This is a genomic window from Sporolactobacillus terrae (assembly GCF_019930545.1).
Taxonomy (GTDB): domain Bacteria; phylum Bacillota; class Bacilli; order Bacillales; family Sporolactobacillaceae; genus Sporolactobacillus; species Sporolactobacillus terrae.
This window is the reverse complement of sequence record NZ_CP082837.1, coordinates 3,251,663-3,275,769: the sequence shown is the minus strand read 5'-3', so window position 1 is coordinate 3,275,769 and position 24,107 is coordinate 3,251,663. Positions and strand designations below refer to the sequence as shown.

The following is a 24,107-nucleotide window of genomic DNA, read 5'->3' as shown; positions in this document are numbered from 1 at the left end:
CCTATTTCATTAATGATATATTATCTTTTTCGAACATCTCTAGCCGGGATGCCAACCATTACTGAACCTTCTGCACAATCTTTTATGACAACCGCATTAGCACCAATTTTTACGTTATCTCCAACTTCAATATTTCCTAAAACTCTCGCTCCAACACCGACAGAAACATTGTTTGCAATAGTGGGACTTCCAGTCGGTGTCCCCCAAAGACTTGCATCACCTATTGTAGTGAAGTTCTGAATTGAGAAGTTTTCACCAATAACAGCATTTTCGTTAATAATGATGCCGTATGGATGCCCAATTCGTAGGCCCCACCCAATTTTTGTTTGTGCTGGAATTTCAACATTGAAAATGAAGCGAAGAATTAGAAGATCCAGAAGTTTGTATAGTGGCCATAGAGCCTTTTTTCTGATTCCACCATGAATTATTAATCCATTTCCAAATCGATATATTGAAATGATGAGATTCGGAATCAGTAAATTTCTAGATTTTTCTTCCTTCCTTGTTTGTTTGTTTGTTTGTTTGTTTGTTTGTTTGTTTGTTTGTTTGTTTGTTTGTTTGTTTGAGTATCTTCCTCATTTATACCCTTCGTCAACTTTCATTAATAACTTATGATAGAGCTCGAGATATTTTTTTTCAAAAACGTCAAATGAATATTTTCTATCATAAATATCAGTAATATTTGTTTCGATTCTTCGTAATAACTTTTCGTCATTGGCAAGGAGTGAAATTTTCTCTGACAGTTCCTTTTCATTATCACTCTCAACTAATAGACCTGTTTCTGAATCCTTGATAAGTTCATTAGTTCCGCCAATGTTCGTACCGATTACAGCCTTTCCAACAGAAAATGATTCTATTGGTACTAACGGAAGGCCTTCCCACTTTGAGGAAATAACTGTGAAATCTGTTTGCGACATAACGTTTTGGATGTCGCTTCTATACCCAAGAAAATAAACAAGTTCAGTCAATCCAAGGTCTGTCACCATTCTTTCAAGTTTTCCCTTGAGTTCGCCATCACCAACAATTAAAAAGGCAAACTTATCTTTGTCTTTCAGTTTAGAAATAGCCCGGATATACATTTCAAAATTCTTCTGTTCTGTAAGGCGCCCGTAGTTCCCAACAACAATCTTCCCGGAAGAAGAAAGATGTGAAATTGTATCATCAACTTTCTTTTCACTAACAAGGAAATCTTGAACCGCGTTATAAATTACTTTTACTTTTCCAGGTGAAATACCGTAATCTTCAACCAAATTGTCTTTTACAGAAATTCCAACTGCAACTACTGCAGAACAGTCCCCTAATGCGAATTTTGTTAGCAAGATTTTATCATGAAAAATATTATGAGCGGTATGAACATGAACAGCATTATTCTTTCTGGCTAATAACCGTGCATATACTGCAGCCATACGATGATGTGTATGGATTACATCCACCTTGTTCTGTTTAATTATTTTGTTAATTCCAAATAAGTTTGATAGCACTTTGTAAGGTGATTTATCTTCAAGATCATTCACTGTATAATGTTTAATTCCCATTTTTTCCAAAGCAGGGACACTAAGCCCTCCACCTGAGCAAGCGATAACATTGTATCCAGCTTCTTTAAGAACTGAACACTGTTGGATAAATATTTTTTCTGTCCCGCCTTGCCCCATAAGGCGAGTGAGCATAAGTATATTTTTCATAAACTTTCTACCTACTTATATTTTTTCACAATTGGTCCAATTTTCATAAAATCGTTCCAATATCTCTTCACTAACCGGCTCGGATCTTGTGTAATACGATAAGCCCATTCAAGACCATGGTTACTCATCCATTTGGGTGCTCTCTTTACGTTCCCTGCTTCAAAATCGATAGTAGCTCCAATACCTAGTCCTAACTTCGCTTTGATATCGCCAGATTTCCAAGCCTCGTATAAGAACAATTCTTGCTTTGGCGCACCCAAACCAACAGCTAAAATATCCGTGTTTGCTTTGTTAATTAGTTTGATAATTTTCTCCAACTCTTGCTTATCTTTTTCAAAGCCAAAAGGTGGGGAATAAGTACCTGAAATATGGAGTCCAGGAAACTTTCCTTCGAGATTCTTCTTAGCAATTTCTGCTACGCCTTCGCCAGCTCCTAATAAAAATACGCGATATTGTTTCACTGAAGCAACTTGCATCAATGCTGGGAAGAAATCTGACCCACTAATTTTTTCTTTAATCGGTGTTTTCTTCATGTTGGCAATCCATAACAACGGTTCCCCATCTGTCAATACTAGCGAAGCATTCTTATATACAATCTGTAGTTTTTCGTTACTTTCTAACTGCACGATGTGATCCACATTTGGCGTAACAACATAGTCGAATGTGTCATTCTGTACAAGCTCATCAGCCTTTTGGAGAGCTTCTTTAAAAGTTAAGTTATCAATTTCTGTGTTCAGAAACTTCATCTTTGACATGTTTTTACATCCTTCCACTATCCTATCCCATGTCACTGTATGCACGAGTTCCAACAGAGATACACCATTCATCAATTCGACGTACCCTGTCCAGATGACTTCAGTTTTCATTTATAACTTCTTCCAAATCACTAATGTTATTATTCCTGTTATGCAAGCCCCAGATCAAAATGCATTCTTCGAACCAAAAAGCATAAGTATGGTCTTTAAAATGATTTTCATGTCATACAAAAATGATCTTGATTGTACGTACTGTAGATCAAGTTCAACCATTTTCTTAAACCCGACATTGCTTCTCCCACTCACTTGCCACAATCCGGTACAACCTGGTGTTACTAGCAGCCTTTGCCTATCATAATTTGAATAATTATCAACTTCTCTCGGCAATGGGGGCCGTGGTCCAACTAAACTCATGGTCCCCTTCAGTACATTAAATAGCTGCGGCAGTTCATCAATGCTCGTTTTCCGAATAAAATGCCCAATCCGAGTCACGCGCGGATCGTTTTTCATCTTGAACATTGCACCAGTTGTTTCATTTTGATCGAGCAATTGACCGAGCAGTTGCTCTGCATTGGTGACCATCGACCGAAATTTGAAGATTTTAAACGTTTGTCCATTTTTTCCAACACGAATCTGTTTAAAAATAACCGGTCCTCTAGGATCTTCAACTTTGATGAGTATCGATACAATGATAAATACCGGTGATAGGAAAATAATACCTAGGATTGCACCAATCATATCAATTAACCTTTTTGTGATTAGGTATGCATGCTGACTTTCAACTTTCTTCTTTAAATCTTGGGCATCCGTACCGATATTAAATGTGAATGGTTCTGCTTTTGCGGTTCCTTCATTTGTTTTGATCGCTGCCATACAATCACCCTTGTACTAAAGGAAGTTTGTTTTGTTCGAGTATTTTCTTGATTCCAGCGAGTACATCGTCACGTAGATCATTGTTTTTCAGTGCCATTTCGATGTTCGTTAAGACAAAGCCAAGTGTCTCGCCAACATCATAGCGTTTGCCTTCAAATTCATAGGCATAGACACCTTGACGTTCGTTGAGCCTTTGAATCGCATCGGTCAATTGAATTTCTCCACCTGCACCGATTTCTTGCTTATCTAGAAAATCAAAGATCTCCGGAGTCAGCACGTACCGGCCGATGATTGCTAAGTTGGATGGCGGATTTTGTTTCGGTTTTTCAATGAATTGTTTTACGTTAAACAGTCGATCCTCTTGATTTTCGATATCAATAATGCCGTATCGAGAGGTTTGCTCGTATGGAACACGTTGTACACCAATTGTTGAGCAACCGGTTTTCTCATATTGCTCGGATAGCTGCTTGATACATGGCTTGTCATGCTGCACAATGTCATCGCCGAGAAGTACAGCAAAGGGCTCATCGCCAATAAACTTGCGCGCACACCATACGGCGTGCCCCAATCCTTTTGGTGACTTTTGCCGAATGTAGTGAATATCCACTTTTGATGATTCACGAACTTTTTCCAAAAGATCCAGTTTGCCTTTATGCTCTAGGTTTTGTTCGAGCTCATAAGCACTGTCAAAGTGATCCTCAATCGCTCGTTTTCCTTTTCCGGTCACAATTATGATGTCTTCAATTCCTGCATCGATGGCTTCTTCGACGATATATTGAATGGTCGGTTTATTGACGATCGGAAGCATTTCCTTAGGCAGTGCTTTGGTCGCCGGTAGGAAACGTGTACCTAGTCCAGCAGCTGGAATAATCGCTTTTCTTACTTTTTTCATCGATTCTTGTCTCCTCTCTTAGCTCATCTGATCAATTCTGGGGATTGATTGGGGCGTCCGATTGAATAATAGATTAGGTTTGCTTGTTTCGCTTCGTCCAAGCTATAGCAGTTGCGTCCGTCAAAAATGATCGGTTCATGCATGAGTTGTTCATAGCTTGAGAGATCGATGTTCTTCACATCCGGCCAATCGGTAATGATGACCGCAAAGTCTGCATTTTGAAGTGCGGTTTGCAGATTGTCGGTGTATGTGATCGTTTCGTTAATCTGCTTTTTCGCATTGGAAACGGCGATCGGATCATATGCAGTCAGTTCCGCACCGAGTTGTGCCAGTTTCGGAATCATCACCAGTGCTGGTGATTCGCGTAGGTCATCGGTATGTGGTTTGAAGGCTAGTCCAAGGATTGCGCCGCGTTTTCCTTTTAAGCTACCAAAGTGTTTGATGATTTTATCAATCAGCAGGACTTGTTGATGATTATTCACTTCAATCACAGATTCGAGCAGGTTGAACTTATGGTGATGGTTTCCGGCGAGCTGTACCAGTGCGTTTGTATCTTTTGGAAAACACGATCCGCCGTAGCCAATCCCCGCTTTCAAGAAATCGGGTCCAATTCGGTGGTCAAAGCCCATGCCTTTGGCAACTTCTTCAACATTCGCTTCCAACTGATCGCAAAGGTTGGCGATTTCATTGATGAAACTGATCTTAGTCGCAAGAAATGCATTTGAGGCATATTTGATCATTTCTGCGCTGGCAATATCCGTCTTGACGATTGGCATATCAAAAGGCTTGTTAATTTCAGCGAGAACATTAGCGGTTTCAGGATCTTCAGCACCAATAACAATGCGATCACCATGGAAGGTATCGTGCACAGCCGAGCCTTCTCTGAGAAATTCGGGGTTCGAGGCGATCTTCACCGATACACCTTTATTCGTCCATGAATTAATAAAGCTTTTAATCAAAAGGTTCGTACCGACCGGAACGGTACTCTTGATGACAACGATCACATTCGTCGTAATATTTTGTGCGATGTCCTTAGCTGCTGCCATGACATAGTCCAGATTTGCCGAGCCATCCGCGCGCTGTGGCGTGCCAACAGCAATGTAGACGACTTCTGCTTCGGCAAGACCAGCTGCATGCTTCGCTGTGAAGGCAAGCCGATGTTCCGCCATATTTTTCTTCATCAGTTCTTCAAGTCCAGGTTCATAAATCGTCGGTACACCCTTGTTCAATGTTTCTACCTTTTCCGGATCGACATCGATGCAGGTCACATGATGGCCAATTTCTGATAGCGCGACCCCGGTTACTAAGCCGACATAGCCGGTACCAATTACCGCAATCTTCATTATTTCATTCCCCCTGTTTAGAGAATTTCTCTATTTGTTTCTTGTTTTATATAGAATAATCGGCTCCCTCATTTGGTAAGGTTGTCGAGAATAGACGTTTTTGGAACTTCGGGTTTTAAAAAAACCCTAAGATTTTCTTTTTCTTTATCTCAACCGGCTTTTCACGGTTAACGAGTTCGCCGTTAATTAATAATTCGGCATTTTCCTTAAAAAGGTTGGCGAAGTCTTTGCCGTAGTTTTTCTTCAATTCGTAAAAGGCTTTTTGCATGGAAAAGGGTCGGTGGGTCGTGTTGTGTGCGTCCGAGGCCACGAAGTGTGAAAGATTATGTATGATGAATTGGTGGGCGCGTTTCTTAGCTGTTCGACCATTCTTGCCGATCAAGCTTGCTGCAGTTACCTGTGACAGGGCGCCATCATTAATAAACGCATAGAGAAGGTTTGGACGATCCGCGAGTTCTTGATTGAGCTCAGGATGAACGATCACCGGCGTTACGCCCTTCACTTGCAGTTCAAAGAACAGCTGCTGTGCATACCTTGGCACATGATGGGTCGGGAATTCAACCATGATGTAGGTGTTGTTACTATTCACCGTCATCAAATCCTGTGTTTCGAGCTCATCGGCCATCTCGCCAAAGATGCGCACTTCTTGACCGGGTAACAGTTCCAGGCCAATTTGATGGTCCTTGAATTGTTGGTTTAAACGCTGCACATGCTGCTGAACTTCTGGTGCCGGATTATCCCAATGTCGGTTCCGGTGATGCGGTGTGGCGACGATTTTTGTGATGCCTTCGGATACGGCGAGCTTTGCCATCTCAAGCGCTACTTGCTCATCAGCAGCGCCATCATCGATACCCGGCAGGATATGACAATGAATATCAATCATCTGCAATCTGCCTCCTCTCTCGAGTTAATTTCTTTGAGATGATTTTACTCATTACCATAATAGCTGTAGTAATAGTAGCCGCTGCTCTTGTCGATCGGCTTACCATTGAGAACAACGCCGAGAATCTTTGCTTTCGCTTTGTTCAGCAGTTCCTTGGCTTTTAATGCCGCCTCTTTTTCAGCGACACCACTGCGAACGACAAGAATTGTCCCATCGCAAACATTGGCCAGCACCTGTGCATCGGTAACCGCAAGCACCGGCGGCGTATCAATAATGACGTTATCAAAGAGTGTTAAGGCATGTTTAATGAAGCTTTCCATCACCACAGAGCTTAACAGTTCGGCCGGATTTGGCGGAATTGGTCCGCTTGTCATAATAAAAAGGTTATCAACCTCTGTTTTCTTAATTGTTTCTTCGAATGCCGTCTGTTTCGTCAACATCGTTGTCAAGCCCTCCGTGTTCGATACACGGAAGGTATACTGCATCGTCGGTTTACGCAGGTCAGCATCAATAAGTAAGACCTTTTTCCCTTGCTGTGCCATAACCACGGCAAGATTCGCTGCGGTTGTGGATTTTCCTTCACCAGGACCGGATGAAGTCAGCATAATCGTTTTCAGATCGCTGTCTACTGCGGAAAAGTCCACATTGCTCCGGATCGTCCGATACTGTTCCGCCGTGGTTGATTTTGGTTTATAGAAAGCAATCAGATGCCGCTGTTTCGAAACGTTGCGTTTATTTCGCCTCAACTCGGCCAACTCCTCTCACATGATGCTTGCCCGCCGCATGGGTGGCCGTACGGGTTCCTGAAGGCTGACTATGTCCTTTGATTTCCGAAATTACGCCAAGAACGGGAAGTCCCAAAACGTGTTCAATGTCTTCTTCCGTTTTTATGGTGTTATCCATGTATTCAAGCAGAAATGCCAGTCCGACGGAAACCATCAGTCCGACGACAAAAGCGATTGCCAAGTTTATTGTTGCTTTCGGTTTAACCGGATTAAGACTCGAGGCAATATTGGCTGGTGACAGAACGCTGACGTTATCTACATTCATCACCTTTTTCACCTGAGATTTGAATGCCTGAGCCACACCATTGACGATCCGTACCGACTGCTGCGGGCTTGTCGATTCGGCAGTTAGCGTGAACACTTGTGAATTTTGTTCCGTGCCGACCGTCAGCATTCCCTTTAACTCATCTACAGTAACATCAAGATTCAGCTTCTTAATCACTTGATTGAGTACCGCAGGGTTATTAATGATGACGCTATACGTATTTACGAGCTGAACATTCGTTTGTACGGCATTGCTCTGATAAAGGCTGTTATTATTGGCATTCGATTGATTAACTAGGATCTGAGTTGATGCATCATATTTCGGCGTCATCACAAAAAAAGTAACAACACTTGCTGCCAGAACAGCTAGTAACGTGATTGAAAGGATCATTACCAAACGCTTGCGCAACGTTTGGAAGATTTCTTTTAAACTAATCGTCTCTTCCATGATATCCCTCGCAGAGTAATAGAGTATGGTCTAAACAAAATTCTACTTATTCCAACAGATTATAGCACAGGAATACTGATTCTGTAATAGGAATTAACTGTTGGATCGTTGGTTTGGTGTCTTCCGCGGGGATTTCCCTGCTAAGTCCTTGGTTATGATCTTTGATACTGTTTAAGTGGAGAATAACTCGCAGATCTAGAAAAGTCATATTGAATACTGGTAATTAACGGCAAAGCAATTATGGGTCATATTATAGCACATTTGAAAGAATCATGTTTTTTTTACATGACTTTAATGAAAATTTTATTCCTTGTTTGCTTCGCGAACCATGTACACATATTCCCTAGGTGCAGAGAACAATTTTTTCTGCATAAAGTACGCCCGTACTTGTCCGTTCTCAAGCGTTTCACTGCCCGCCTTTTTCAGTTTTCTCTTTTCGGCAAAAAGCGACAGCGCTTCAAGCAACCCATTCGCACGAATAACCTCTGTGGGTGCATCATAAGTGGATACTGTTCGTCTCCCATCATACTCTAAGTAAAAACTAAATTGCAGCATCGCCGTTCCTCCTTAATCCAATTTTATCTTATCCGTCCGCATGACGGGCAGAATGTAAGCACAGCGATACATGTGCCATAAGTCTGATAACCTTTGTACCATTTTGTATTGTAGCACATAAAAACCTTTTTGGGTCGACTATTTTAAGGTCCCATTCATCAAAGATTTGGTGAATGGTTTCTTATTATATTCATTCGTACCCATTCTTCATTATTGTGTATTCATTCTTTGCTGTTCGATTAAAGTTAATTTGCAAGTGTAATAAAAATTGTTTCATTATGATTAAACATGATTAAACCCCAACGGTTCTATTTTTCTCTGACAAACCGCTCATATTTTCTGCTGATCAGTCTACACTGCTCATGGATTGAGTGACCCTACAGCGGCGCATCTCTTTTTCGTTCATTAAAATAGATTATTTGCTATTGCAATCGGAAGGTTTTGCCCTTGATTTCCAGATTTGATCAACGCAGAGGGCATTGAATCTAGAAACCAGCACTGTTGAATGGTAACTGCTGAGGTTGCATCTTTGATGGAAAACATCTAGATAAAACAGTACATAATTCATTTTTTCTAAATATTATCAGGTAAGACTTTACATACGCATTCTTAAATTGTTTAAATTATAGCATAAATTCACTTTTACGCATCGTAATTTTCGAATTTATTTGCAAAAACAAAGGAAACTATTTGCGATGATGATTAAGGAAACAGCCGCATTTGCATAAAAAAAAGAGCATTTGGCCTTAATACGGTCATATTGCTCTTCAAGATGTTCATTGTGCTTCTCTATACCCAGGCTTCCACGGTGTCGCGTACCTTCCTTTTTCCAACTGAATGTTTCTCCATGCAACCGTCCCATTGCGAAACAAGTACGCACCGACTTTTATAAATCGTCCTTCGGTTGGCGTAAAGGTAAATGAGCATCTTGTCCACTCTTTATTCTTAATTTTAAACTGCTGCATGGTCAAGTAGTGAAAGGCAACCGCGTCTTTTTGAAAAATATCGTTTGGTTTATTGTAAAGCCGAATCGCGAAAATGGCCTGTTCACCGTCAACCTGAGATACATCTGTAATTCGCACATCGAAGGATACCGTATATGCGGCTGTTCCATCGGCATTAAGTTCAACGGCGTTGGACCAAATCTGGCAGTTCGCATCCTGTTGCAGATTCTTTCTCGTGAGTGATACGCTGTTGGATTTTGTTCTGTTCTGCTGAATCTTAAATTCATCCTGCCAATAGGTCCAGTATTTTTTCCCGTAATTGAACGTTGAATTTTTGATCAAATTCACGGAACAGGTTTCCATTCTTTTTCGTTTCTTTTGATTTTCTAGTAAATCGTCAACGACAATTTTTAAGAACTTATCGCGAAAATCCAGATAATGAGCATGTTCAAAGTGCAGATAAAACAATCCCCACGGATTATTCGGATCCGCAAGATACTTTTTATCGCCAAACGCTATAGAGCGTACGCCGTACTTCTCAATAACGTAGGCATCCATTTCAGACCAAATCCTGTTCAATCGATCGAGGTCATAATGATGATTTAATTTATCGGTGATCCGGCAGATCTCGTCCTTGTCCTCATCATAGTACGCATTTGTAAATCGTGATTGATTGATGACGATTTTGCAGTTGGGCAACTGTTCCTGCATCCATCGAACAAAACGATCAACGTTGTTCTTCCACACCCTCATAAAGGTTCGTTCTTCTCTTTTCAACGTCCAAGCCTTGAGTATGGATTGCTCCTCTTTTGGAATAGAGATCGCTTTACCGATTTCAAAGTTCTTATAAATATTGATCTTCTTAAACTGCCACACTTTATTGGTAATTAACGATTGATTAATTTCCCGTGCTCCGTAAAAAATATCCGCGTAAAAGTCCAAGATGACATAGTCCGGATCATTAATTAAAAGATTGTAAAGTACGGATTTTTCCAGCTCGGTTGTAAAATGAAGCTTCGCATAATTCGACACATCACCGGTTACATGATCTGCATGAAACGGGATCGGATCGGCCATCAGCGAAATCATCGACATTTGATTTTGCGAGACCACGCATTTAAAGAAATCTTTATAATTTGGAACAAAATGATGATTAAAATTATCGCGCGAGGCGCAGCTTCCGATCACAGCAACTTTAATTCTATTCATTGGTTTCCCACTTACCCTTTTCATTCCTACATAGTGTCACGCACAAATGACTTAACGGTTCCAATGCTTTGTCGCCCACTGTCCCAACTTAAATGATCGCTCGTCGGTCATTCATTAATTTTTTGATAAAATTCACCAATTGCCCTTTTATTGTAGGTCTCATAATCGAACGATTTAAATTGCATTGATGGATGTGTATACATTTCTTTTAAAGCTTCATAAATACTTTCGCTATCCGTACCTTTTGTTAGTAATCCATAGTCTCCATTCTTCAAGACATACGTATTGGCAATGATGTTTGAAGCAATAATTTTCATTCCAAGCGTCATGGCTTCGAGAAGCACCATGGGCTGTCCTTCATAAATCGATGACAGAACAAAGCAATCGCATTGCCGCATCATTCGGAACGGCTGATCAACTTGACCCAGTAAAAAGATCTTATCCGCTACATCAAGCTCGGAAATGACTGAAAGTAGCTGATTTTTCAGCGGCCCGCTGCCCAATATATAAAGACGGACATTTTTGTATTCTTCGGCCAGTCTTGCAACCGCTCTGATCAACTCTGCTTGGTTTTTCTCCGGTGACAAGCGTCCCATTGTAATAAAATTGAAGCAGCTTGAATCAATCGCTCCAATCGACTCGCCGTTTATATTGGTTAACTCATTCTCATTCAGCTCTACTGCGCTCTTGTCAATGTACCCCACTTTTTCAGAACGATCCGTGTAGAGTTCGAGACTGCTGCCTTCACTCGTTTGCACCTCTTTTTTAACGATATAGTCCGTATCCTCACTGAGCGTTGCAATTTTTTCATTTTCCGTGAATCCTAACGGCTCTTTCCAAACAGAGTGATCGGATTCCGGCTTCGGTGTTACCGAATAATGAACCGCTTTCTCCCCAATGGCTACATTGATCAGTTCCGATTCATCGAGAATCCGGATAGCCTGCGCATCCAGCCAACCAAGTGTCACTTGATCATCGCAGCATAGATAGAAGGAGCCTGCTCTTGTGGTACTTTTTTTTCGGATGCCTAGTGTTTTCCCGGCTAATTCAGCTGCGTTGCCTACTGCTTTATAGCCATAGTTGGGGTAGGGCTTGTTCCCTATCGTAAAGCGATCTGCATCCTCTGTCACCCTCCCGTATAGGGACAGATGCTCCTCCTCAAGGGTCCGGTTCGGCAAAGAGGCAATCACTTGATGATGTTTTGCGTGATTCAGCAATTCTCTTAGCGCTCTTTGCAGGCGTTTCGATACGCTTGTTTCCTCATCAATGACTTTTATTGCATTGGTGTCCAACCAACCTAATTCTTGATTTTTAACCGTAATCCGGTTATAGCTCGCTGTTGTCGTAACCGCTTCTTCTTGAATACGTACCAGTACATTCTTTAAGAATTTAGCATCAGAAATACGCGTACATCCCGGTACATCATATGGCTTTGTCCATAAGGCGTTGTGCCCCGGCCATTGAATTGATCCGTACGCATGGCAGGTACGTTGCTCGAGAATCTCATCTGGAACATACTCGATGTGACCTTTTTCAATCCAGCCAACATAAATTGAGTTGATGAGTATTTTGCAATAGAGCGGTTCGCCATCTTTTCTCGCTTCCGCAATAACAAATAGAGATGCCTCTTTCGGCACATGATGGATGACCGGAGGATCGACTTCCGGATCAGATAACTCCGGCCAGATCCTAACTTCTGAACGATCCCCTGTGACTTGTGCATTGAACTTGACCGATTTAATCTGCATCGACTCCGAAACCGATTCATCTTCCTGCGCGTTTAAACCGAGTATTTTCTGCGGATCAATCGTGTTTACCGAATAATCGAATTTATCTTCGCTGGCATACGGTTTTAATTTTGTTTTATTGAGTTCCATCGTTGCCTTTGAAACACTGAGCAGCTTGTCAAATTTGTTATAAAGTGAAAAAATGCCGCGCAAATTAATCAGATGCGGATGTCTGTTGCCAATTGTCCGCTCGCTGTCTGCCTTCACATCGTTGTGCATGAAGCAGATCTTTTTCAGCGAATTGGCTTCAATCATATATTTCGCCCAAAAATAGCTGTAGCCACTGAAATCAATGCTGATGTCAAACGTCTGATTCCCCATTAAGCGATTGACTTCGCGTTTATAGGCTTTCTTTGGATACAAGCGCTTCAGATATCCTTTTAACGAACGATTCTGTATCAGCTTATCTCGATAAATTTCATTCAATTTATAAATCGGGATCCCTGGTTTAAAGAGCATGCGCACATTTGGATTGACCTTGTTCAAGTTATTTAATATTTCAGCGCGATGCGGTGTGTTCATAAAGAGTGTCACGTCGTATTTGCTGTAATCAATAGTATTCGTCAAGTTAATAAAACTCGACGTAATGCCATTGTTTTTCATACCACCCGGATAGATTAGGATTCTCTTCTTATTGTTGTTTACGCGGATGCGATTGATCCGTTCTCCGTGCTTATGATTAAAAATATAGTCCACATAGCGCTCCGTTGCATGCCCATCATCATAATTGACAAAACGCGCTTTCATTTTTTGATAGGAATCCTTATACGTTTTCTCGATCTCCTTAACGCGTTTCACCAGGTCCACCAGCTGCCAGACGTTGAATGCCGTCGGTCCCGGCAATTGATTCGCCTTAATATACATGCCGCGCTCGGTATCGTAGAGGTCCTTATCCCAGCAATAGAAAATGATCGGTTTGCCTGTGACCAGATAGTCAAAGAAAATACTCGAGTAATCGGTGACGAGCAAATCGACAACACGGAGCAGCTCATTGGTGTCGGTGACATCCGGTATCAACTTGCCTTGGAGTTCCTTTTGCCCTCTGACATGCGGGTACAAGAAGGGATGTACCTTAATGAGCACATTGTAGTGATCCCCCAGTTCTTGCTCCAAGAACGCCCTTTCCGCAATAATCTGCCGAATATTCCCTTGCGCGTGATTAACGTTTGACCCTTTCCATGTCGGCGTATAAAGGAAGATTTTCTTATTCGGATCAATGCGTACACGCATCTTTCTGAGCTTGCCCAAGACCTCTGCTTTCGGCGTAGTCAAGGTCAAATCAATTCGCGGATAACCGCTTTCTAAAATCTCGCCGCGATACAGACCATCCAACTTATAGCTCTTGGTATACATCATGGTCGTGTGCGCATTCGGACTCAAAAGATACTGTGCAGAAAGAAAGTTACGCAGCACATTCTGGGAATGCGCCGGATTTCCCGGAATATCGAACCCCATTGTTTTCAACGGTGTCCCATGCCATGTATTGATATACTTCTGCCCCTCTTTAGGAACAAAAAACGTTTGAAAGGTCGAGTTGGTAATTAAAAATTCCGCTTCTGTTAATGCCTTTACGTAGTCGCGTGAATTACGAATGACAAACTGAACGTTGGTCGATCCCGCATAGTCCTTAATGATCTCATCAAGTTCCGCATCACCTGCAACAATACTCCATATATGCGTGTACTTCTTCTCGTGATCATGTTTTAATAAATACTTGAACATTGCATAGGGCGAATCGGTGATACTACGCCCATCTCTGCTTTCATAAAGGATAACGTTCTTTTTTATGTTGGTCCGATCATAATACTTGGCGTAAAGTCTTCTCATGCGGTGACTTTGCTTTAAACCATATACCAATGGGCCGAATATGAAACGCAGCCTTCTTTTTATTACCTTCTTCAGCTTTCCCAACTTGTCCATTTCTCCTTTAGCAGTCATCAATTCAATTGACAGCAATTCATTAAATGCGCGATGTTCCTATCCAATGATCAAGCATGTCTTTATAATATCTTCGTAAAAGCGCATCATTTTTCGGGATCACTTGTCAAAATACCGCAATGGAAAGGAGGTGTCAAGAGATAAAAAATTCGGGTCGTTTAATTAGTATAAACAATCAAAAAAAAATGAGGCGATCACCCCATTCTTTTTATCAATTGCTTTGTGTTCAATTCGCGATGCTCAAAAAGTCCTCTAAAGCATTACCCCAAGTTCTGGAGTGAATTGAGAGCAAGTCCTTGTGTCATGCATGAGCTGAGGTGTATTTGTTACCTAAACTACTCGAATGAGTCGCGCATAATGAGAGGTTCATGATGTATTTTGATACAGTTTAATTCCAAGTATACTTTTCGTTACTAGAAGATGAAAACTAAACTGAACAATTTCCAAACATTCTTTTTATTTATCTTTATCGCTACCTTCACTCGTGGATTTTAACTCTTTTAAACCAGTATACTTAAAAACCCAGTCCATGGATCACTTCACGATTCAGTAAGTATCATTTTCTTTCTACCGTTAATTTAGATGTCTTAGAAGCCCTTTTTATAAATATAATCATGACACACGTTAAAACTATTTCACCACTCACGACACCAATTATTGTACCATATAAAGTAAAAAAGGGAATTAATGTAAAAAATAATACTAATGTCATCAAAGATGATATTGTGAAACTTTTACTGTATAGACTCTGCTTTCCAGATGCTATTAAATATTGTATTCCAATAAAATTATTGACAATTGAAAATAAAACCCAAATAGAAAATAATTGCAAACATAAACTATATTGATCGTACGATTTCCCATACAGTAATACTAATATTTTACTTGATAATCCAATCATAATGAACATAACGATTATGGAGAAGACTATCACATATTTACTGGTTTTCTTCAAAAACTTGATTCCAGCTTGATAGTTCTCATTAAATTTTTCACTAATATAAGGAAATATTGCTTGAAAAAATGGTGAGAACATCCCTATTATTGCTTTAGTTATTTTTTCAATGGCTGAATATACCCCAACGATTCCTCGATTAGCAAACATCCCCAAAACTAAAGTTCCACTTGAAGCTAGAACATAAGTCATGAATGAACTCAAAAAAATTCCAAAACCATCTTTCAAACATTCTTTGATTTCATTCAGTGTAGGAATTTGATATTTAATATGAAATTTCGTTCTTACAATATATACACTCATTATCCCAGACAATAGTAATGGCGCGGATTGAAGCAGTACCGAGAGGAATAAGTCGTCTACACCTTTAATGCAGACAAATATTAAACCTGCAAAAATTGCTCTTGGTACTATCGTAACAATAGAGATATATTTGGTTCTTTCCATGCCTTGGAAGAACCATACAGGAAATAGTGCGTATCCAATGACATAAATAAATGCGATATAGTATAGCTCCCACTCAACAGAAAAAGACTTTAGTGAAAACACAAGTATATTCATCAGTATGAAACTAACAAAAAGCAGCATTAGCCTCGCTGTTAATACAACAGAATAATATCTTGATACGGTATTTACAGAATTCTTATTGATCGATATCTTTCTCGTAGCAGTAAACTCAAATCCGTAATTCGTAAATACTGTGAAGAAAGTTGCAAGCGACATAGAAAGTGCCATTGATCCATAACCGGATTTACCCAAAATTCTAACCAAGTAAGGAACCGTCATTAGCGGCAAAATATATTCAAAACCTCTTAAAATTAATAAAGGCAGAAAGTTATTAAACAATCTTTTTACAACATCCATTTAGAAGCTCCTTATCATTCATTTCACTGTTGGCTACTAATCACCTTACCTATTTTTTCTTTTAAGTACTCCCAACACTTCATTACTGTATTTTTCAAATTCACGGTCCAAATTAAAATACTTATTTAGCATTGATTTTGCATTTCTCGAAATATAGTTACGGTCAATTTCATTCTTTTCCATTTTATTTATTTTATCAATATAGTCTTGCTCACTATTGCAATGAAGGTAGCTAACATTATCTTCTGCTGGTATCCCTTCAATCCCGATATCATTGGTTAATACGGGAATCCCCGCACTCATCGCTTCTAGTATTTTTATTTTAATTCCTGCTCCTAAAAGTAACGGTGCAACCAAACACATACATTTTTCAAAATACTCTTCTAAATTTTGTACAAAACCGGTAATAATAATATTCCTGCTCTTATACTTTAATAATTTTGGGTTAGGATTGCCACCAACCACATAGAACTTATATTCAAGATCCTGATTATGTAATTTTAAAAAAACATTTTCAATGAACCAAATACAACTTTCATAGTTTTCTGGACGGCTCATGGCACCAAAGAAAAGTATATTTTTACTTTTTGATGTTTGTCGATAATTATAATTATGGTAAAAAGGTGTAATTGTTTTCACATGGGCTCTATCTACCCCATTTTTAATTAGTAAATTTTTATCTTTATCATTAAATGTCAAAGTTAGATGAGCTTTTTCTATAGCAGTTAATTCAGCTTTTTTTTCATTTTTATACTGTATATATTTAATAGCTTTTCTAAACTTATTGTTTTCTAAGTTATATTTTCTTTTCATGCCAAGAAAAGTAACATCATGCTCAACTAAAATATATTTTGCATGCGGATAATATTCCTGAATCTTTTCAATTAGAAACGCTGATTGAGTCCATACCAATATAATTACATCAGGATTATACTTTTCTTTTTTTAGTTTTCTTAAATGAGTTAATACTTTAGATTTGAAAAAACCGCTTAATTCCCCTCCATATGTATTAAACAAATTAAAACGACTATTAAGATTATAAATTCCCCGAATGATTCGTCCCATACCGCTTTTCTTAATAATAAGTTCATTATCTATGTTATGTGAACCTAAATCTATCTTATTTAATTCACTTTCAAAAGCACACGTTAACAATCTCAAGTCAAAATGTGGTGATTTCTGAAATTTCTTCAAATAAAAGTTGTGAATTTGCCCGCCTGCATGGTCGACATGATCATAGGGAACAAATGGTGAAATGACTAATAGTTTAACCGACAAATGATCCACTCCAATATCAATATAAAGACTTTCTAATACTCATCGTTCAAATTTAATATTCTCAATCCAGAGTAATTTTAAACGAATAAAATCCAATTCAATTTTTACTGAAAAGATTTCAAAAACTGAGTTTGTTTGATTTTCAGTTATAAATTATATCATAAACTCAAAACACTGATGAAAAATTTAATTATGCAATGAAAGGCGAAAATCCTGGATAGCAAAGGACTTTCGCCAATCTGATAAAGATTTTAATAGATTTAAAGAAGAGCATTACGGTCTAGGTTGTCCAACAGGGATAGCACTTCCGTATTTTTTGTTATTCACTGATGAAGTTATCATTTCTGGCTGACTAGCATAATAGTCGGTGTTGAATGGTTTAATAGATTTCATCACACCCGCAATTCCATTACTCCAATTATTATCTGTAGCATAGTAATGATTCATTCCCTCTAAAGTTGGACTTTTCCAATAGTATGGACCATTTTCCTCAAGATAGTTGCTCCTGATTTTATATGCAACGTAATAAATTCCTTCTTGATATGTTGGAAAATAATAGGCACCATTGAATGGATTAGCATCATAAGCACCATATCCAAACAGATTATGTTTATATTTGGATATACTGGATTCTCCCCATCCAGATTCCCATATTGCGTGAGCAATCAGATATTGTGCGTTAACTCCATATATTTTTTCAGCATTTATCGCAGATTGAAGGACTTCACGTAATATCCCATCATTGTTAAAGATGCTAGAGGGATGATTCTTTGCTCTTGGTTTCACATAATTTATGAGTTCATCCAGAGAAATATTTGAAGCTTTTTTAAGATCAAGATCTACAAAGCTATGAGCTGGTATATTTTTTATATTCACTCGAATATTAAGATCATTAATGGCTCCATTTCGGCCAGCTTCTCTGAAGGTTATTGTATGCCAGCCATTCCCTAATTCTTGAGTATCCAGTTTAAAATCAAATCCTGCGTAATTATTATGGTATTCTTTGAATGCCTGCCCTACATCAGGACGGTACTTTCCATAAGTTGCTCTGTATCGATATTGACCGTCAATCATTACATCAATTTTATCTACGATACTTCCATCTAAATACCAACCACGAAATGTTTGAATTCCCTGTATCTGCGCTCCATCATTTAGATCGTCGATAAATCCTTTTGCCGAAGGATTCTCAACGTTTAGTTGAACACTCTGATCTTTTATTTTGCCATTTCTACCTGTCTCTCTGAAGGTTATCTGATGTTTCCCATTAGTTAGAACTCTTGTATCAAGGTAATATCTAAAACCTGCATTATTGTTGTCGTAGGCTGGAAAAGCTCTGCCAACATCTGGTCTTGAGATGCCATAGGTAGCACGATCCTTATATGCGCCATCAATCATTACGTCAATCTTGTCTACAATACTACCGTCCAAAAACCAGCCTTGTATTTCTTTTGTCCCATCTACTTTGCTACCCTCAGTAGGATCATCAATAAATCCTATTGCCGGTGGATTCTGGATATTTAGTCGGACACTTTCATCTTTTACCTTACCATTTCTACCTGTCTCTCTAAATGTAATTGTATGTATTCCATTCGACAGAGCTCTTGTGTTGAGCGTATACTTAAAACCAGCATTATTATTACCATATATTGGATAAGTCTGTCCTACATCTGGTCTAGATAGCCCATAGATCGCACGATCTCGGTAGTTACCATCAATGAGCACGTCTATTTTATCTACTGTATTGCTATCTAAAAACCATCCATGTATTTCTTTTATCCCATACACTATGCTACCGTTGGACAGATCATCAATAAATCCCATCGCAGATGGATTCTGAATATTTAACCGAATGCTTTGGTCATTTATCTCACCATTTTTGCCCGTTTCTCTAAAGGTTACTGTATGTATTCCATTCGATAGTATCCGAGTATTAAGATTGTAATTAAAACCAGAATTGTTATTCTGATAGTCTGGATATCTATTGCCGACATCTGGTCTTGATAATCCATAAGTTGCACGATCTATGTAATCACCATCAACCATAACATCAATCTTATCCACAATACTTCCATCCAGAAACCAGCCGTGTATATCTTTAATCCCAGTTACTATACTTCCATTCGAGAGGTCATCAATGAATCCCATCGCTTTAAGGGATGTATTACTTTCAGCATAACTAACATTACTCTTAAATAATAATCCTATAACAATCAACAATGAAATAAATGCAAGTTTAACAAAATATTTGGCCAGTTTCACCATCTCCCTATAAAGGCTTAAAGGTGCAAATTATTTAATTCGCGATATAAGTTTTGAGCGCTTTGTGCCCAATCAAACTTCGCTGTTTGAGCATAACCGTGGGCTGAAAGGTCCTTTCTAAGCTTTTGATCTTCCACGATCTGTTTCATTCCTTGGAAAATAGACATCTCATCATATGGATCAATATAAAGTGCATGACTACCACAAACTTCCGGTATTGATGAATTATTTGAGGCAACAACAGGACATCCGCAAGCCATTGCTTCAAGTGGAGGTATGCCAAATCCTTCATACATCGACGTGTATATCAAAGCAACTGCATTTGAATATAATATGGGCAATTCATTATAACTAACGTAATCTACAAATTTAACATTTTCAAGAAAAGTTTTATTTGATCTAAATTTATTTTTAACACTATCTAAATAGTCATTTACTCTATTAACAATTAACAGATTAATTTTATTTTCTGAATGAGCCTTGAAGTTTAAAAATGCTTTTATTGTTCGTTCAACATTTTTATGTGGGTAAGACGCACCTAGAAATAGTAAATAGTCTCCAAAGCGTTCTTTAAACGACTCTTCATCATGATGATAAAAATGTTCTTTGTCATATGAGTTATAAATAACGCCTATTTTGTCACTAGCGTAGTGGTAATGATCTACTATATCTTTTCGGGTATTATCGGATACAGTAAAAAGAAAAGGGCTTTTTTTGATTAAATGAGGGATAATGGTTTTAAAATAAAGATTTTGTAACATATATTGATTTGGAAATTTGATGGGCAGTAAGTCATGGATTGTTAAAACCTGTTTTTTTGTTAGGAACAAATTTCCATGATGGGTTGTAGAATACATAATATCACATTTATCCCTATAAAAGAGAATAGGGAACATAAACTGCGTCCATAAAAATCTAATTAATCCAGCTTTTTTCCCATTTTTAGGCTGAACAGAATCTGTTACCTTTCTAACTGTAACATTCAAATTTTCGAAATAGGAAGGTACCGATGTGTAAATGACCAATTCATCCTTTTCATCTAGAATGTCCGCTAATTGGTTTATAATATTTAATGTAAAAATTCCTAAGCCCGTGGGCTTATCATCAAGAATTGTTGCATTTATTCCTATCTTCATATTTATTGCCCCTCTTTCGTTGGTGAATCCCAAAATGCCCGGTGCATACTTAAACGTTTTTTTATTTTTAATGGAAGATGGCGTTCTGATCTACCCATTTTATACCCCAAATATTTCATTCCATTTCTGAAAATCAGACTGAAAAGCAAATACACTTTTTTATTGTCCCAAAGTTCTTTAAGCTGATATTTAATAAATCTGGCTCCTTCAGATTCAGGCGCTCTAAAACGATCTAATATCCATTTCTCTTTTGAATGGAATACACCTATATCAAAATATCTATGAAATTCTTCCATAATCGTATAGTTATGTGAATGGAAAACTTCAGCATCAGCTACATAAGCAATCGAATATTTCTCTAGAACTAATTTTGCAGCAACAAAAGTATCCTCGCCGAAAATTGTGTGCTCAGGGAATCCTCCAGCTATTGAGAATAAAACATCTTTTTTATAGGCTGCAAATGAATTAGACACAAAAATAGTTTTAATGCCTAAATTATTTATATCAGAAAAGGATTGAATTCTGTCCTTATTTGGATAATTAAACTCACGTGCAGATCTTGCAAAGACATCCGCATCTTTCCGAGGGAGTTGTCTCCCATAAGCAATACCTAACTTTTTATTCATTAACAATGGAGATATAAGCGATTTTATTGATGTATTTTTTGCTAAAACTGCATCTTGAGTCATATAAACCAAAAGATCACCATTCGCGATTTTAGCAGCCATATTCCTTGTACCACCATGATTAAATTCGCTCGATTTAATTTCGATTAACCGTACATTCTTATGCTTTAGAAAGTCCAAGCCACCATCGGTGCTTCCTGAGTCAACGATGACCACTTCGCTTTCCAAGCTTACATTTTTTATATTCTGCTCTATCTTTTCAAAATTGCCTTCAAATGTCTTGCCAGGATTATACGTGGGTATAATGATTGATATTTTCATTTAATTTTCCTTTTTTGATTGCTTTTTAACTTATTTTTATCAAAGAACTTATGGTAAACAAAATATAAACACCATATGGTCAATAGGACAATAGCTGGGAAGACAACAAAATCCTGTATACCAACTTTTATGATTGAAATATAAAAGTTATCACGGAAGAACGTAAAGATTAATGTTGACGATAAGCATACATAAACAGCATTGGTGTATAAGGTTTTTGTATTTCTTAAATAATTCAACAAACTGGACACTGCAAATGCAAAGATGAATGAACCTATGAAACCGAAGTTAATGATTAAAGAGTAAAATAAACTTGTGCCCCCTACTGGTGAGTACAAAGGATAACCAGCTTTCGATGGATCATGTGCAGGAAGGTGTACAGGTAAATGAGACAAAACGCCATTCAATGTATCCTGCATGAGATAAATTGGAAACCTAATAATTCCCCAATGATTAAAATTGATCGTTGCTATTAATGAGAAGCTATTCAGCATTGTCTCCTGCAAAATGTTATTAACCGGCGATAAAAAATTCACTTCTGATAGGTTAAACCCATATCTAAATAAGCCTACACAACTTATGAGGATCACCAAAAATAAGGTACCTAGAATAACATACTTCGTTTTAAACTTAGTAATAAAAATGCTTGCAAACATGATAATGGCTATTAATGATATTAAAAAGTAAATTCGTGTTCCCAAAGACAAAATCATGACTTGTATTGTGAGAAAAAATACCATTTCAATACTGATAAAATAATGCTTTAAATTCAATACTTTTTTATATTTCTGTTTCATTAAGTTCTTCAATAAGATTAAATTCATGAAAATTAAAGAAGTACCGACTAAATTACCCTTTTGACCTGTTTGTGCCCAGTCAATTTTATTATAGCCCGTAAATAGAGCCCCTCTAAATTGAAATACAAAATACAAAAGTAAAATGCCAACTCCAATTAGGATTATATTAATTGCTCTCAAATCCCACTTTTCTGATGCATCACTTTTATCAATCACAGTGTGTTCTCGAAATTTGATTAAACTTCCGCAAAAAAAGCAGATAAAAAAGATCAAAGAGAAAACTAAAAATTGGTTCATTCGCATTGTACCAATCGAATGATATATGCCGATCCAATTTTCCTTTAGCGGAAATTCTATATAAGAAATAAGCCGCGTTTGCATTAGCATTATTGGCGTTACCCAGTAGAAAATAAATCCAACACTAAACAATGATACATAATTTAGTTCTACTCTACCTTTATGAATGCACGTTGCAATGCCATAGAGAGCAGCGAGCAAATTAGCACTTAGTAAAATCCAATTTAGAATTAACATAAATACATCCTCAAATATTGTTAGTTTTAGAAATAAATTAAGTCAACTTCAGGGTTTTATCAGGGCATCTATAACACCATGATAGATATATTTTAATCGAGTACCCTTTTGGGGTTGATTTAACAAATAAATTTTACCGATCTTCTTAACACTCTTATACATCATGTAGAGAAATGCCCTTACGTGTAAGCCGGAAAAATTTCTTTTGCAAATCCAATACCCATTTCTTAAATCATAATAGGCAACATATGGTGCTTGATTTCTTTGTTCTCCACCTGAAGAAATGGATACCTTATGATAAATTACTGATTGCGGATTAATTTTTATATCCCAGCCTTTTTTTCGAGCCCGAACATTAAAATCAGTTTCTTCAAAATATAAGAAATAGTCTTCTTTCATTAATCCGATCTCTTCAAAAACGGAATGACGTACAAGCATACTACAGCCTGTTATATAGTCGACTTCCGTAATTTGATTATAGCTGCCATGATCAACATCTTTATAACCTATATGTGCTATTTTACCAGTTTTTCTATTGAATTTCCCGCCAACAAACCAAATCATATTCGTGTTATTGTAGTATATTTTAGATCCTGTTATCCCTACATTGCTATTTTTTTCCAAGAAATCCACCAGTAGTGACAGGGAATCAGCTTTAGCAATTGTATCATTATTTAATAACCAATAATATTTATAATTCTGCTTCATGGCTTTTTTAAGAGCAAAATTATTTCCGCCAGCAAAACCCAGATTCTCCTCAGTCTGCATCAGTTCAATGTCATATTGATATTTGTTTGTATCAATATCTTGTTGTAAAAGTTGATATGAATTATTTTTAGAACAATTATCCACAAGAAACACTTTAAAATTTGAATAAAGATTGCTATTCAAACTTTCCAAGCATTCAATTGTGTCTTTATACCCGTTCCAGTTAACGATAACTATTGCAACTGCAGCCTGTTTCATCATGGTAAAC

19 protein-coding genes are annotated in these 24,107 nt (G+C 37.9%); all 19 read right to left on the bottom strand.

Annotated features, from left to right (window positions below; genetic code table 11):
• Nucleotides 1-20: 20 nt before the first annotated feature.
• Entirely contained in the window at nt 21-179 is a 159-nt protein-coding gene (locus K7399_RS16340; RefSeq protein WP_223362620.1) for a hypothetical protein, read from the bottom strand.
• A 396-nt stretch (nt 180-575) separates the two neighbouring features.
• On the bottom strand, nt 576-1,682 hold the full coding sequence (locus tag K7399_RS15775) for a glycosyltransferase family 4 protein (protein ID WP_223362413.1): 1,107 nt from the start codon (nt 1,680-1,682) through the stop codon (nt 576-578).
• A gap of 11 nt (nt 1,683-1,693) precedes the next feature.
• The gene (locus K7399_RS15770) at nt 1,694-2,437 is read right to left on the bottom strand and encodes a WecB/TagA/CpsF family glycosyltransferase (RefSeq protein ID WP_223362412.1); all 744 of its coding nucleotides are present in this window, start codon (nt 2,435-2,437) and stop codon (nt 1,694-1,696) included.
• Nucleotides 2,438-2,602: 165 nt separating this feature from the next.
• Complete coding sequence (locus tag K7399_RS15765) at nt 2,603-3,310, bottom strand: sugar transferase (protein WP_223362411.1); 708 nt, start codon at nt 3,308-3,310, stop codon at nt 2,603-2,605.
• Nucleotides 3,311-3,314: 4 nt separating this feature from the next.
• Nucleotides 3,315-4,202, bottom strand: coding sequence for a UTP--glucose-1-phosphate uridylyltransferase GalU (gene galU / locus K7399_RS15760; RefSeq protein WP_223362410.1), 888 nt, complete (start codon nt 4,200-4,202; stop codon nt 3,315-3,317).
• Between the two features lie 23 nt (nt 4,203-4,225).
• A complete protein-coding gene (locus K7399_RS15755) occupies nt 4,226-5,545 on the bottom strand; it encodes a UDP-glucose dehydrogenase family protein (RefSeq protein WP_223362409.1) in 1,320 nt (439 codons plus the stop codon).
• A 115-nt stretch (nt 5,546-5,660) separates the two neighbouring features.
• Nucleotides 5,661-6,428, bottom strand: a complete 768-nt coding sequence (locus tag K7399_RS15750; protein ID WP_223362408.1) for a tyrosine-protein phosphatase — start codon at nt 6,426-6,428, stop codon at nt 5,661-5,663.
• A gap of 44 nt (nt 6,429-6,472) precedes the next feature.
• Nucleotides 6,473-7,174 (bottom strand): CpsD/CapB family tyrosine-protein kinase, encoded by a 702-nt coding sequence (locus K7399_RS15745; protein WP_223362407.1) that lies wholly within the window; start codon nt 7,172-7,174, stop codon nt 6,473-6,475.
• Nucleotides 7,161-7,925, bottom strand: a complete 765-nt coding sequence (locus K7399_RS15740; protein ID WP_223362406.1) for a YveK family protein — start codon at nt 7,923-7,925, stop codon at nt 7,161-7,163. Before K7399_RS15740 ends, K7399_RS15745 begins: the two co-directional genes overlap by 14 nt.
• A gap of 303 nt (nt 7,926-8,228) precedes the next feature.
• A complete protein-coding gene (locus K7399_RS15735) occupies nt 8,229-8,480 on the bottom strand; it encodes a hypothetical protein (protein ID WP_128166064.1) in 252 nt (83 codons plus the stop codon).
• A gap of 776 nt (nt 8,481-9,256) precedes the next feature.
• Entirely contained in the window at nt 9,257-10,633 is a 1,377-nt protein-coding gene (locus K7399_RS15730) for a DUF6270 domain-containing protein (RefSeq protein WP_223362405.1), read from the bottom strand.
• Nucleotides 10,634-10,740: 107 nt separating this feature from the next.
• The gene (locus K7399_RS15725) at nt 10,741-14,247 is read right to left on the bottom strand and encodes a CDP-glycerol glycerophosphotransferase family protein (protein ID WP_223362404.1); all 3,507 of its coding nucleotides are present in this window, start codon (nt 14,245-14,247) and stop codon (nt 10,741-10,743) included.
• Nucleotides 14,248-14,914: 667 nt separating this feature from the next.
• Nucleotides 14,915-16,177: a flippase gene (locus tag K7399_RS15720; RefSeq protein ID WP_223362403.1), complete on the bottom strand. Its 1,263-nt coding sequence runs from the start codon at nt 16,175-16,177 to the stop codon at nt 14,915-14,917.
• 45 nt (nt 16,178-16,222) lie between these two features.
• Complete coding sequence (locus K7399_RS15715) at nt 16,223-17,455, bottom strand: glycosyltransferase (RefSeq protein ID WP_223362402.1); 1,233 nt, start codon at nt 17,453-17,455, stop codon at nt 16,223-16,225.
• A 273-nt stretch (nt 17,456-17,728) separates the two neighbouring features.
• Nucleotides 17,729-19,720 (bottom strand): Ig-like domain-containing protein, encoded by a 1,992-nt coding sequence (locus K7399_RS15710; RefSeq protein ID WP_223362401.1) that lies wholly within the window; start codon nt 19,718-19,720, stop codon nt 17,729-17,731.
• Nucleotides 19,721-19,734: 14 nt separating this feature from the next.
• Complete coding sequence (locus tag K7399_RS15705) at nt 19,735-20,853, bottom strand: glycosyltransferase family 4 protein (protein ID WP_223362400.1); 1,119 nt, start codon at nt 20,851-20,853, stop codon at nt 19,735-19,737.
• Nucleotides 20,854-20,855: 2 nt separating this feature from the next.
• Complete coding sequence (locus K7399_RS15700; RefSeq protein ID WP_223362399.1) at nt 20,856-21,800, bottom strand: glycosyltransferase family 2 protein; 945 nt, start codon at nt 21,798-21,800, stop codon at nt 20,856-20,858.
• Nucleotides 21,797-23,131 carry an O-antigen polymerase gene (locus K7399_RS15695; RefSeq protein WP_223362398.1) on the bottom strand — a complete coding sequence of 445 codons (1,335 nt, stop codon included), beginning with the start codon at nt 23,129-23,131 and terminating at the stop codon, nt 21,797-21,799. Before K7399_RS15695 ends, K7399_RS15700 begins: the two co-directional genes overlap by 4 nt.
• Nucleotides 23,132-23,179: 48 nt before the next feature.
• Nucleotides 23,180-24,100, bottom strand: coding sequence for a glycosyltransferase family 2 protein (locus tag K7399_RS15690; protein WP_223362397.1), 921 nt, complete (start codon nt 24,098-24,100; stop codon nt 23,180-23,182).
• Nucleotides 24,101-24,107: the final 7 nt, after the last annotated feature.